9 protein-coding genes and 1 tRNA gene are annotated in these 13,101 nt (G+C 43.2%); 1 reads left to right on the top strand and 9 read right to left on the bottom strand.

The window, feature by feature from the left end:
• Positions 1–5 precede the first annotated feature (5 nt).
• The 6 genes from CSH92_RS07495 to CSH92_RS07470 all read right to left on the bottom strand — a co-directional run bounded on the left by CSH92_RS07495 (position 6) and on the right by CSH92_RS07470 (position 8,295).
• Positions 6–2,909 carry a type I restriction endonuclease subunit R gene (locus CSH92_RS07495; RefSeq protein ID WP_100656997.1) on the bottom strand — a complete coding sequence of 968 codons (2,904 nt, stop codon included), beginning with the start codon at positions 2,907–2,909 and terminating at the stop codon, positions 6–8.
• A 24-nt stretch (positions 2,910–2,933) separates the two neighbouring features.
• A complete protein-coding gene (locus CSH92_RS07490; RefSeq protein ID WP_100657474.1) occupies positions 2,934–4,175 on the bottom strand; it encodes a restriction endonuclease subunit S in 1,242 nt (413 codons plus the stop codon).
• Positions 4,168–5,733 carry a type I restriction-modification system subunit M gene (locus tag CSH92_RS07485; RefSeq protein ID WP_100656996.1) on the bottom strand — a complete coding sequence of 522 codons (1,566 nt, stop codon included), beginning with the start codon at positions 5,731–5,733 and terminating at the stop codon, positions 4,168–4,170. The genes CSH92_RS07490 and CSH92_RS07485 overlap by 8 nt, the downstream gene beginning before the upstream one ends.
• Before the next feature lie 58 nt (positions 5,734–5,791).
• Positions 5,792–6,328, bottom strand: coding sequence for a DUF6933 domain-containing protein (locus tag CSH92_RS07480; protein ID WP_100656995.1), 537 nt, complete (start codon positions 6,326–6,328; stop codon positions 5,792–5,794).
• Complete coding sequence (locus CSH92_RS07475; protein WP_100656994.1) at positions 6,325–7,218, bottom strand: WYL domain-containing protein; 894 nt, start codon at positions 7,216–7,218, stop codon at positions 6,325–6,327. Before CSH92_RS07475 ends, CSH92_RS07480 begins: the two co-directional genes overlap by 4 nt.
• Positions 7,219–7,290: 72 nt before the next feature.
• Positions 7,291–8,295, bottom strand: a complete 1,005-nt coding sequence (locus tag CSH92_RS07470; RefSeq protein ID WP_100656993.1) for a DUF429 domain-containing protein — start codon at positions 8,293–8,295, stop codon at positions 7,291–7,293.
• A gap of 128 nt (positions 8,296–8,423) precedes the next feature.
• On the opposite strand from CSH92_RS07470, the gene CSH92_RS07465 reads away from it, so the two are divergent.
• A complete protein-coding gene (locus CSH92_RS07465) occupies positions 8,424–9,182 on the top strand; it encodes a DUF2034 domain-containing protein (RefSeq protein ID WP_100656992.1) in 759 nt (252 codons plus the stop codon).
• Positions 9,183–9,637: 455 nt separating this feature from the next.
• Here the strand turns inward: CSH92_RS07465 and CSH92_RS07460 are convergent.
• From CSH92_RS07460 to CSH92_RS07450, 3 genes are all read right to left on the bottom strand, one after another.
• Positions 9,638–9,714 (bottom strand) — tRNA-Met (locus tag CSH92_RS07460).
• Positions 9,715–9,864: 150 nt separating this feature from the next.
• Positions 9,865–10,167, bottom strand: a complete 303-nt coding sequence (locus CSH92_RS07455; RefSeq protein ID WP_100656991.1) for a 4a-hydroxytetrahydrobiopterin dehydratase — start codon at positions 10,165–10,167, stop codon at positions 9,865–9,867.
• Positions 10,168–10,298: 131 nt separating this feature from the next.
• Positions 10,299–12,986, bottom strand: a complete 2,688-nt coding sequence (locus CSH92_RS07450; RefSeq protein ID WP_100656990.1) for a TonB-dependent receptor plug domain-containing protein — start codon at positions 12,984–12,986, stop codon at positions 10,299–10,301.
• Between the last annotated feature and the right edge of the window lie 115 nt (positions 12,987–13,101).

Below are 13,101 nucleotides of genomic sequence, written 5' to 3'. Positions count from 1 at the left end.
ATCGACTAGACACCACCATAGAACGTATTCACAAAGTCTTTCAGCTTCTCGGTAAGGCGCGGTATGACTTTCTTGCGCTGAAGTATGCTGGGTGGTTTCTCCATGAGACCTGCCACTTCTTCACGTAACGGTTCTTGGTTGTTGTAAATCATTCGTTCGACAACATCTTTCATGCGTTCTGGAACGAGTTGCTCTTCTTCTGCAATTTGCTTTGTCGCCTTTTCTTTCTCAACTTCCCAATATGCTGCAAATGCGTCGTCTACTTCTTCGGCAGACTTCACATTAGGCAGGTTTTCTTTAATAAATTTATCGATGAGTTCCTGTTTACTTCTTAGGTTGGGATCACCATTCACCGCTTGCATTAGTGCCTTGTACTGATACTGGTATTCTTCCTCCGACTCGGTTTCTTTTAACTTACTAAGGAGTTTAAGTATGTAGGCAACGTTTATCTCATCCATCGCCAAGAGTTCGAGTTCAAAGTCGACCTCTTCCAGAACAGACACCTTCTCTTTGGCATTATTCGTCTTCACTTTGTCGTGTAGGTCGAGGTACTTACTCTTATAGTCTTCGAACTCTTGCTCACCTATTCGCACGTCGTCATAACTAAAATCTGCAAAGCTTTCCAAAATGTTCCTCAAGCGCATTAACTCGCGAAACGCTTTTATGTATTCCAGTTCCTGATTTTCATCTTCCAGACTGTCGACACTTTCAGGATCTGGGGCGATTGCTAAAAGGTTGCCAAAGGCTTTGTTGAAGAGCTTCACAAACTCGTCATACGGCGGCATTATGACAGTGTCTTTAGCGTCTTTATTTGAAAACAGAGCCAGAGCTTCATCTGTGCGCTTTTTGAGGTTACGGAAGCACACAATATTACCTTGTGACTTCTGCTCGTTAAGGATGCGGTTAGTGCGTGAATATGCCTGTATTAAGCCATGATATTTGAGATTCTTATCGACAAATAGCGTGTTCAAGGTTTTGCTGTCAAAGCCTGTAAGGAACATGTTTACTACTAACAGTATGTCCACCTTACGCTGGCGAACTTTCTTTGAAATATCGTTGTAGTAGTTATAGAAAGACTCGCTGTCTTTGGTGGTGTAACTACAACTAAACATTTCGTTGTAATCGCAGATAAACTGCTCCAACTTGTCGCGGCTGTGGCTATACACAGCCTGAGGTTCCGCCACCTTATCTAAATCGTTATCGTCTAATCCATCGGCGTCGGGATCTTCTTCATTGGCTGCATAAGAAAAGATGGTCGCAACTCGTAAGTTGTGTTTTCCTTCCGCTTTCTTTTTGGCAAACAGTTCGTAGTACTTTATCAACGCAGGAACGCTTGATACGCAAAACATCGCAGTAAATTCTCGGCTATGAGTCTTACGGTTATGTTGAGCAATGATGTAATCGACAATTTTTTCTAGCCGAATCTCTGATTCCATAAGCTCTTTGGTGTCAATACCTTCAACTTCAATGTCTATCTCATTTGCGCTGTCTTTCTTCTTGTACCTGCCGACATACTCAACGTTAAACTTAAGTACGTTCTCATCTTTAATCGCATCGACAATGGTGTATTTGTGCAGCGGCTTGTGAAACAAGTCCGTTGTTGTGTATTTGCGAGATGATTTCGAGACGGCGTTCTCCACAAAAATCGGCGTACCTGTGAAACCGAACATTTGATGATTTGTGAAGAACTGGCTGATTTTTTGGTGTGTATCACCAAACTGGCTTCGGTGACACTCGTCGAAGATAAACACAATATTTTTATCTTTCACCGGCTCCATGCGTTTAGAGTAACGCTTGTGGCTAATGGCGTTGTTAAGCTTTTGAATAGTAGTAACTATTAGCTTTGTATTGCGTTGCTCATTGATTTTGTCAGCCGCAACCGGCGCATCGGTGAACTGATCTACAAGTAACTTTGTATTGTCCGTGCTATCCACACACCCTTTCGAAAAGCCATTAAATTCTTTGCTTGTTTGATAGTCGAGATCCTTGCGATCAACAACAAACACTACTTTATGAACGTGACTGTCTCCTGTAAGCAACTGGGCCGTTTTGAATGAGGTTAAGGTTTTACCTGAGCCCGTTGTATGCCAGATATAACCATTCATCTTATCGGTCGATTGCGCACTTGCGACTAAAGCCTGGCGTTCCGCAACGCGTTCGATAATCGCTTCCGTTGCATATATCTGGTACGGACGCATCACCATGAGAATGCGATCAGTCTCATTTAGCACCACGTACTTCGTGATCATGGCAGTGAGATGATTGGGTGTTAAAAACACCTGCGCGAAATCAGCCAGGTCACTGTAACGTTTGGTATTTAACTCATCTGCCCAGAAGAATGTTTGCTTGAAGCGTTGATTGCGGTTGTTAGCGTAATACTTGGTGTTCGCTCCGTTGGATATAACGAATACTTGCACGTACTGAAACAGGCCATCTTCTGCCCAATACGAGTGACGCTGATAACGGTTTATCTGATTGAAAGCTTCCTTCAATTCAAGTCCTCGGCGCTTAAGTTCGATTTGCACCAAAGGCAAGCCGTTCACCAGAATAGTAACGTCGTAACGGTTCTTGTAACGACCTTCTACGGTAACTTGCTGAGTAACCTGAAAGTGATTTTGCTTAACATCTTCATCCAGAAAGCGGATGTAACCCGTAGTGCCATCGTCCTTGTTAATTTGCAGTCGGTCACGAAGAATCTTGGCCTTATCGAATACGTTACCTTTCGCTAGGGCGTTACGAATGTGTTTTAGCTCAGTATCGCTAATATCAAAACCGTTGAGCTTAGAAAGCTGAGTTTTCAGGTTTGCCTGTAATGATTTAATATCTGTAATTTGAACACGCTCAAAACCTTGTTTAGCGAGTTGCGCAACGAGCTTATTTTCTAATTCTTGTTCCGACTGATAGGCCACATTTACTCCTTGTACACCGTTATCCTAAACGAACATTTGCTGTAGCAAACCCTTTTTAAAGGTTTGGGTTAGCTCTATTTGCTCTTTCACTGAATTAAGCTTCTTGTCTAGAACGCAGAGAAAATCAGCAATTTTTCTTTGTTCTGCTCTAGACGGGACAGGCACTTCAATATCATTGAAAAACTCAGTAACGCTAACATTTAACAGGCCGTGATTTCTGGCACCTTCCTGAGCAATTTTATTTATCTCTCTATTGAGCAGCCCAGCTTCAAAGAATTGTTCCCAAAACAATGGCTCTTGCTCTCCAACAACTCTGAAACAAATATACAGGGTTGATACAACGCCTTTATCGTAGTTATTTAGGCGCTTAATTGCTCCCATCGGATAACCTTTCGAATAACTTTTATTGTAAGCAAAGTCACCATTCTCAAGTAGGTAGTAACCAGTTAAGTCTTTAGCCGACACTGATTTATTAAAGTACTTTTCTTGATTTACCAAGCCCATTTGAGCAGAGATAGTAAGTACGTTTTGATTATCTTCTTTATTTTTACGGGTAATTCTTACAAAAACCTCTTCAAACCTGCGACTTTGCCAATCGGGAAACTCGTTTCCACTATTGTCCTTAAAACGAATCTCTTGCTTGAAAAGCTTTTGCATCACGCCCTTTTTGTATTGCTCTAGCAAGGCATGCTTTTCTTTTAAAAGGCTGATTTTTTTGTCTACTTTACAGAGAAATTCGGCTATTTTCTTTTGCTCAAGAGTGGCTGGCAGCCTTATAGGCGTCGCTTTACCTTGTTCAATTGTGAAATGGGATATCGTTCCGGTATGAGTAATTTTTCTGAGATATTGCCTAAATGTTGGACTTAGAAAAAACTGATACAAATAAGGACCGTAAATTGTTTTATTACTTTTGAAGCATATTAAATCTGCATCTTTAAAGTAAAGAGGCTCATCACTCTTAACCAAATATGGAATTCCAATCGATCCACCACCTGTTACCAATAAGTCGTTTTTTTTCAATCGCCCTGATTTACTGGATAGTTCCTCGAACAACTCTTGAGCTATATATACTTTTTTATTTTTCTCCATTTTATGTGCGGCGACGACATCACTTGAGCGAAAAAAAGGCACGCCCGAATCTTGCCACTGCTCTCTAAGAACCCTTGACGCGGATTTTATTTCTGTAATCTGGCCCAACTTATAAATCTTATATTCACAGGTAAACTCAGAAAACCTTAAAATAGGCGAAGTTCCGTTACTACTCACAGAAAGCACCTCTTATTCCTAGTTCTTTACAAAACTCATCTAGAGTGCGATCCAATACCGTACTTTTCTGTTCAACTTTAGCTAAATCAGTTGATACCGCATCTAAATCGACAATAGCTTCTTCGTTAAAGGTATCAACATACCTTGGAATATTAAGGTTGAAGTCATTTTCGTCGGCTATTTCAGCTAAAGGTGCGACATAAGAAAACTTATCTTTGAACTTACGCTCTTTCACCGCCTCCAATATTGCTTCTAAGTCTTCATCTCGAAGGTAGTTCTGATTGGTAGCCTTACCAAAGCTCTGACTTGCATCGATAAATAATATATTGTCTCTATGCTCACGATTCTTTTTGAGTACCAAAATACAAGTTGGAATAGATGTGCCGTAAAAGATGTTTGCAGGTAAACCAATTACCGCATCGAGATAGTTTTTTTCTTTGATTAGATGTTTACGAATATGGCCTTCCGCGGCACCACGGAATAGTACTCCGTGTGGCAGAACTACTGCCATCGTGCCGTTATCATCTAAATGGTGAATCATATGCTGAACAAAAGCAAAGTCGGCCTTCGAAGCGGGTGCAAGCTTGCCGTAGTCTTGAAAACGTTCGTCAGTGAGAAATCCTTGAGATGAACTCCATTTTGCTGAAAAAGGCGGATTAGCAACTACGGCTTCGAACTTATGTTCCAAGTGATGTGGTTGCTCAAGTGTGTCGTCCTGCTGAATATCAAATCGACGATAGTGCACACCATGCAAAATCATATTCATTCTAGCCAGGTTGTATGTGCTAGGGTTTTGTTCCTGGCCGTAAAAGTGTCCAACGTCTTTCACTTCTTTTGCTACTCGCAATAGCAATGAGCCTGAGCCACAAGTTGGGTCGTACACGCTGCGAAGTTTGTCTTTCCCTTTAGTTACCAGTTTCGCCAAAAGTTTCGACACCATAGGCGGTGTATAAAACTCACCAGCCTTTTTGCCTGCACCTGATGCAAACTGACCAATCAGGTATTCATAAGCATCACCCAGTACATCAATTTCCGTTTCATGATGTAGAAAGTCGATATCGTCGAGATGAACCAGTATCTTAGAGATCAGCTCGTTTTTGGCTTTTTCTGTTTTACCGAGCTTGTTTGAGGTTAGGTCGAGATCGTCAAATAGGCCATTGAAATCATCCTCAGCCGCCGTACCCATAGTGCTTTGCTCAATATGATTCAGCACTTCAGTAAGCTGCTCTAAAATGAACTCACCGTTTTTACCTTTTTCAGCCAGCACGTGGAAAAGCTCACTGGGCTTTAGGAAATAGCCTAAGTGGTCGATCGCTTCTTCGTGAATGGCATCCAGATACTCTTTACCCTGTTGTGAATTCTCGTCAACTTCATCAAATTTAATGCCATCCTCTTTTAGAAGTTCGTCGGCATAAATATCCATTCGTTCAGAGAGGTACTTATAGAAAATAAAACCAAGTATGTAGTCGCGAAACTCATCGGCGCTCATATTACCTCGAAGCGCGTTGGCAATATTCCAGAGCTGTTTTTCTAATGCTTTTTTATGTTGTTCAACCATTGTCTCTTATTCCTTGCTACATCTTTTCCTAATGAAGCTTTAATTCTTTATTTGATGACTATTGCGTTAAGTTATTTAGAAGCTTTGCCATTTCTCTATCTGGCCAAATGTAATCTTTCTGACCTTTCACACCGCAGGGCCTATGGCTTAAATCTGCGCTGTATCGGTACGGGCTGATATCTGCTATCGATGTACTCTTGTAATACAACCCATAATCTATTTCCTGAGCCACCTGATTCATCGTACCTTGAACCGAGCGATTGCAGTTTGTATCGAACGTAAGTGGTTGGTAGTTCGTCGCAGCGACATCAACCAGTTCAGGCGGCATATCACTTTTCAACAAGGTGTTAATAAACACATCGTTAAAATGCCAATCGAGGTTTGCGAAGTCTTTCTTGGTTAGGCATGGTATGAAAAGAGTAAAACGTGTCGCATCATGCACTGCGATGACACATTGTCTTCGCTGAATAGTAATAAGGTTTGCATGCCAGTTTAGCCACTGTGCCTGAATACCTATAGCAGTAGCAGGTTGCTCTGTAGCTTTCACCGTCTCAGGCAGTTTGGCGTAAAGCTTCTTTGTGCAATGGAGGATCAATTACCACCTCCGCTTCCGTTACCTTTAGCTTCATACCCCGGTGCAATCGCCAAATTTTGCACATTGATTAATGTAAACCGGTTCTGTAGCCAAAGTTGGTATTCCGCTCCTTTTAGTGTACCTCGCTCGGTACAGTCCACGTTCCATCGTCTTAACAGATAACCCGCCATTGCCGCTCGCACCTCGATAAGCAGTTGCTTGTTGTCCATGCCGTAATCCATTTCTATTGCGGTAGCATGCTCAACATTCTTTGGATGCGGCACGAGTTGAAGTGATATAAGGCGCTGCCATTCGGTATCTGCTTGGACGCTTTCATCTTCGTTAGGCGTGTCTTTAATCGTTACCTTGCTAATGCGCGTTAACACAAAGTCTCGGAAGCTTTGACTCTTACGATCAAAGGCACGAACGTGCCAGCGTAGGCCATTGTCCACGATGGAGTGCGGAACAAGTTCTCTAGCATTCGAACCGCTAGAAAGTGACGTGTAGATGACGCTAACCGCTTTGTTATTAAGAATGGCCTGAACAAGGCGCGCAACGATAAAGATGTCCGGTACATTCAGACTAGACGGTGCTTCTACTGGGAAATGAATATCGCCTATTGCATCAAACCCGTCGGAGATATCGTTGGCTAGTTTGATTAAAGTGCGTCTAGCGTCGTGCTCGAAGACAGGTTTGAACTGAGGCGTTTGAAAATATCGTTTTTCTCGCGAATCGTAAGACAGGTTATCCGGCGCAAGCTCTTTGTAAATACCGAAATCGCGTGATCCCGCCGACAAGCCGACCTGAAAACGATTAATTAAGTCCTGACGATAAATCGCACCTTTGAATAGCAGGCAAAAGTCGATGTAGGCAAGGCGTTGTTTTTGAGCAAAGCTGATAGAGTCGAGCATCGTCCCTGTGTACTTTTCTATACTTTAGTCCAGTGTGGTTTATTTTGAAACGGATGTAAAGGGGTTACATTTTTAACTGCTCATAAATCGACGCTTAAACTCCTTCTTCCTCTCTTGGGGATCAACTTCTTTAAGTCCTGTGCAGCGATGCGCAGCATGCGAGTCCCACCCAAACGGCCAGCGTTTAAATTCATGTTGATGACAAGCTGGGCAAGCACGCTGATGACTTGCATTGGAAACAGGCTGCTTTACCTTTGTTGTAGGGTTGAGCTTTGTCGGTGGTTTTGCCGTTGGACTGTTTATCGGCTTAACTTTTGGTATCCAGATAGCATCGCCTTTTTCAGGATCGCCAAAACAGATGCGTTCCTGTTCAGGTAAGCTTGCTACCCATGCCGCACTGTATGCGTCCACTCTGTCGTGCATCGGCCCTAGGCACATTTTGCCTGCCTGCACCCAATCATCATTATTTCTTGGCCAACCGGTGTAATGCGACATTGCAGACAATTGCAATTCGGCCTGATTACCTTTGTTTTTATGGATATCTCCGACTCCTAACTGCTTGACTGTGGCGTGGGGATAAGCTTCGATGCATTCGGCTAACTTGCTAAGCCGATCGTTCAATGAAAAACCCAATAGCATAAAGATTTGGTGGGCATGTGGCAGGTTTTGTATTGGCTTACTCGCCTTTATGTGAGCAATACCTTTTGCCTTAATCGCTTCGAAGTCGTCAGCAGACGGCGTGGTATAGCAGCTTATACCTGCCCTATCTAGCGCCTGCTCTGCAAGTCTACGTTTGAGATGATTATCTCTAGGCCGAAGTGGTGAATCGATACCTATGCAAACCGGATTTAAATAAAATGTGGCGCAAACCGTTTCTATGTAATTCGCAACATCATTTGCAAATTCCTGATTCATCTTGTCATACAATGTCAATGTGTTACCCAAACCTCTTGGAGGTTTTATTTGATAATTGGCCAATGGAAGCGGTATTAATCGGCCATTTTCTTTACTGCAAATCACCAGTGGCAGGTACTTGCCTTTGGCGCAAGCGACATCGATACCAATAAACACGTCCATGTTTACCTCGCCTCATACTCTAGAATTAAAACCGAGCTATAAGACAATACTACACGATTGGAATTAATACCCAACCAAGGCGTTGCCTGAGTTACTATATCGAGGTTTTTCAACAAGGATGTTTGATTGTGCCAAGAAAAAATACGTCTTTTGCCGACCTACTGCTCCAAGCACCGTGGTGGGTTTCTGTGGTAACAGCGGTTATCGTCTATTTCGTAATGGGTTATCTATTGCCTTTAATTGAAATGGACAATCAGTTTATCAACATGCTGTTTAAGTCTCTTGCCGTTCCTGCTCCATTTTTCGCCATTTTTATATTACTCATTGCGCCCTTCTCATTCTTTAATGCACGACGAAAGGCAAAGCAGCTAGATAACCAAAAAAGTATCGAAACGATTCGACAGCTCCATTGGCGCAACTTCGAAGAACTGGTAGCCGAAGCCTATCGCAGACAAGCCTACCGAGTGACGGAAGGCTCTTATGGTCCCGACGGCGGCATCGATTTGGAATTGAGAAAAGGTACTGAAGTGGTACTTGTGCAATGCAAAAACTGGAAGGCTCAAAAGGTTGGTGTGAATGTGGTGCGCGAGATGTTTGGTGTACTAACAGACAGCAACGCAGATAGAGTGATTGTCATCTGCTCCGGGTGGTATACCCAACAGGCGATTAATTTCGCATTGGATAAACCTATCGAGCTAGTAGGCGCAAACGAGCTGGCCTCATTAATTCAGGGTGTGCAAACAAAACCCCAAATAGAAACAATAAAAAAGAACATCTGCCCAAGATGTGGTGGTGAACTCGTAGAACTAAAAGCGAGACGTGGTCCAAATGCAAATAACATATTCGTTGGTTGTTCCAATTTTCCTAAATGCAGATATACACAGTAACAGAGCGAACAAGAAAAGCTAACAAACACTCTGTAATCAGTGATTATTAACTCTTTGGCCGTTACACAAAGAAGATAGCAATTAATGAGAATGCAATATCTTGAAGCTAAGAGCAGTTTTGAACATAAAGAATATTTTAATATAAAACTAAATGAATGATTGGCTCAGCGACTAATTATGGGCACGAGTTGGGCACGCTTAAATGGGGGCCAAATGGGCACAAAAAGCCTGAAGGTCATCAATTTTGACCGTCGGGCAACGGCTCAAATTTAGCCCGAAGGTCGCCATGGGCACGCATCCCTAAGGTCAATTCGAACATTTATTGAACGATTTTGAAAAAATCGTGGGCACCGAATGGGCACGTTTTGGGCACCGCGTGCCCAAAAGTGAAAAATCGAGAAAATTTTGACGTATTTCAGATACAAAAAAGCCCTGATAAATCAGGGCTTTATATTTGGTTGCGGGAGCAGGATTTGAACCTACGACCTTCGGGTTATGAGCCCGACGAGCTACCAGACTGCTCCATCCCGCGCTTGTTCTGGTTTGAGGCGGTGGCTTACCGCGTCAAGTGGGGCGTATTATACATAGCAGTTGATAACACGCAAGCGCTGTTTTACAAAAATAGCTCGTTCGCTTAATTATTCGCCAATCTGATGGTTATTGAACGAATGTAGCTTGCTCGCTACTTAAAGGCTTCCATTTTTTGCGCAAGTTTAAAATCCAAATCACTGAGCCCATCAACATCATGCGTGGTCAAAGCTACGTCTACTTTGTTGTACACATTAAACCATTCTGGATGATGCTTTAGCTTTTCCGCCCAAATGGCTATTTGCGTCATCCATCCAAAGGCGCGAATAAAACTTTTGAATTTAAACGTTTTAACGATTTTGTCTCCATCCAATGACCATTGCTCATCACTGTCTAGCGTCGCATTCAATTCCTTGAGTGCTTCTTGGATTTGTTCGCTCGAAAACTTCTCTGCCATGCCATCTCTCCTGCTTAAATAAATCTTTCTTGAGGTGCTTCTCACTTTTGCGTATTAAATCAGAATTTAGATCACGAGATATAAAAACGCCCGGATTAACCGGGCGTTGAGTGTCAACAAAAGCTAACGAATTAGAATTCGACAGCGATGCGTGCGTAGATTTGACGACCACGCGGATCATGCACTTTTGAATCGAAACCGCTGTTTGTAAATACTTGAGGTGGTTCTTCATCAAATAAGTTGATGCCACCAAGCGTTAACAAATAATCAGTTTCGGTTTCAAATATCTCACCGAGATTTACATTATACTGCGCATCCACAGTAACCATGCTATCGATTTCTTTGAATCCGCCAGCACAAGAACCACCATTAGGTGAACCATCAGCACAGTTTTGATCGTCATCATAAGAGCTGATATACCGCACAAATAGGTTAGCACTGTGAATATCGTGCGACCAATTCAAGCCTAAATTCGCTCTCAGCTCTGGTGAAGAAGTACCAATGTTGGTGAAATTGCGGCGACCAGCACCATCAACCACACCCGCTTGAGGATCAGTTAACTCGTAATCAAGCACGTAAGTTGCGTTAATGCTTGGCGTGAATGTCCCCATGTCGGTTTCAATTTTGTAGCTGGTAACAATATCAATACCTGATGTATCCTGCGAGCTCGCATTCACATAGGTATTTAATACCTGCAACAATGGTCCATTTAACGGGTCACCAGCACGAATAATCACATCCGTATTTTGCGGACCAGCATTCAAAAGTGCTTGCGCATTTTGCTGAATAATCAAATCTTCGAAACTAAAGTTCCAATAATCCAATTCGATTGACAAATCATCAACTGGCTCAAAAGAGAAACCAACGTTGTAAGCAGTCGACTCTTCTGGCTTCAAGTTCTCATTACCCGATGTGCGAACCGCAGCAAACGCGGCAGCACCGCCAAATAACGGATCGTTCAATTGTTGTAATGTTGTTGCACCGCCATTACGCAAGAATACTGTTGGAGCACGGAATGAGGTTGACCAAGAACCGCGCAGTGAGAAGTCTTCAGTTGCACGCCAAGAGAACGCTACTTTAGGGTCGATGGTATCACCGATAGCACCGCCGTAGTCCTCATAACGCAGTGCTAACTGAATATCGAGATCTTCAGACACCGGTAGGGCCATTTCAGCAAACGCCGCCCAAACATCCAATTTACCCTCGAAGTCGGGGTTACCAATAACGAAGGTAAAGCTATCCTGATTCGACAGTTCGTCGTAATCCTGACTCAGTTTTTCTTCGCGATACTGTAATCCGAATGCAATACCTGCTGTTCCACCTTCCATATCGAACGCATCTAAGGACGCGAAACCTTCAATCACTTGGATATCAGATTTTGAATCAATCACCTGCTTGGCAGAGAAAGAATCAATAACATACTGTGAGTTTGGTAATACAGAATATGAAGTCGCGAATGGGTTGAAGTATTCACAAGCTCCTTGGCCTGGGGTACCGGTTAATGGATTACAATCCGCTCCACCTAAACCATTCAATGCAAGGTTAAATTCGGTGTTCAATACGTCTTCAACTTGGAATAAGAAGTCGTTGGTCGCATTGGTATAGCTTAACTCCCAAAAGCCATTATCCAATTCGCCTGTTAAAGTGGTATTGAAACGGAAAGTATCAGACTCAGTGTTTGCTGGGTCACCTTCAAAACCATTACCTTCAGCACGTCCAAAGAATGCTACTGGCGCACCAAATGGGTTACTCGGATGGGTCGCCGGTACTACTGGCAGTGTTAAAATCGGGAAGCTTGGAGCACCACCACGTTCCGCACGATTACGTGCAATACTGATTTCATTCGACCAACTTATATCATCCGTCAATTGATAATTTGAGCTAACGTAAGCCGTTACCCGCGTTTCATCAGGTACATAGCTATAATAGGGACCGAAATCAAAGCCACAGAAACCAACGTTTAGTCCTGGTACTGTACCTGGCGGTGCTAGTAAACGTGGGTAACCGCCATTTTCTTCACATCCTGTAGGATCAATAAATGGGAATCCACCGAGGAAAAATGCGCCTGGATTACCCAACGCACTGGTATCATCTTGTGGACGCGATAAACGGCGGTCAGAAATAAACAATGGTGAACGGTTAGTGTAGCTAATCGCTGCCATTATGTTCCCATCGTCACCTGAAGTACCCCACAAACCTTGGAGGATGTATTCTTTGTTATCACCGTGGGCACCGTCTTGATAATCAAAGGTAACTTTCGCCCCTTCATAATTCTTTTTGGTGATAAAGTTTACAACCCCGGCAACAGCGTCTGAGCCGTATAATGCTGAGGCGCCATCCTTAATCACTTCCATGCGGTTAATGGCAATCATTGGCACCAAAGAGCTGGTATCAACAAAGTTCAATCCGTCATTGGTAGGCTGAGCATTAACGACTTGGCGTTTATTATTCAGTAGTACAAGCGTCGAAGCGACCCCGAGACCACGCAAGTTGATGTTAGAAGTACCTGCCGTTGCGTTTTGGGTAAATGCATCAGGGTTATTTTGCGCACCGGTGTTTATCGTTAGGGTTTGTGTTATGTCGGCGATATTTTTCGCCCCAATCGAGTCGATAGACACGCTATCAACTACCGCTAGTGGCGACGGTGACTCGAAGTTCTCGCTGCGTCGAACGAAACTACCAGTAACCATAATTAATTCAAAATCACGTTGTTCCGCTTGTTGAGCGTCTTCTTCTTGGGCAACGGCGAGTCCCGGTGCAAGCGCAAATTGAGCGGCAACGCAGGCGGCCAAGGCCGTTTTGCGTGTGGATAACTTCATTGTGTGTCCCCTATAATCAATGCCACCGATTAGGATTACATTGACGTTTGTGTAGTGGTCTCTAGGTTATTGTTATTGCGTACCTAATTTAGGTACACAATCAAAATAGTAGGCG

This window comes from Neoalteromonas flava, assembly GCF_002807685.1.
Lineage (GTDB): Bacteria > Pseudomonadota > Gammaproteobacteria > Enterobacterales > Alteromonadaceae > Alteromonas_E > Alteromonas_E flava.
The sequence above is the reverse complement of the archived record's forward strand: the minus strand, read 5'-3'. Positions and strand labels throughout refer to the sequence as shown.

Bases quoted from the DNA above. Each gene is read 5' to 3' on its own strand.
- CSH92_RS07485 (WP_100656996.1), bottom strand. From the start codon at position 5,733: ATGGTTGAACAACATAAAAAAGCATTAGAAAAACAGCTCTGGAATATT.
- CSH92_RS07475 (WP_100656994.1), bottom strand. From the start codon at position 7,218: ATGCTCGACTCTATCAGCTTTGCTCAAAAACAACGCCTTGCCTACATC.
- CSH92_RS07470 (WP_100656993.1), bottom strand. From the start codon at position 8,295: ATGGACGTGTTTATTGGTATCGATGTCGCTTGCGCCAAAGGCAAGTAC.
- CSH92_RS07455 (WP_100656991.1), bottom strand. From the start codon at position 10,167: ATGGCAGAGAAGTTTTCGAGCGAACAAATCCAAGAAGCACTCAAGGAA.
- CSH92_RS07450 (WP_100656990.1), bottom strand. From the start codon at position 12,986: ATGAAGTTATCCACACGCAAAACGGCCTTGGCCGCCTGCGTTGCCGCT.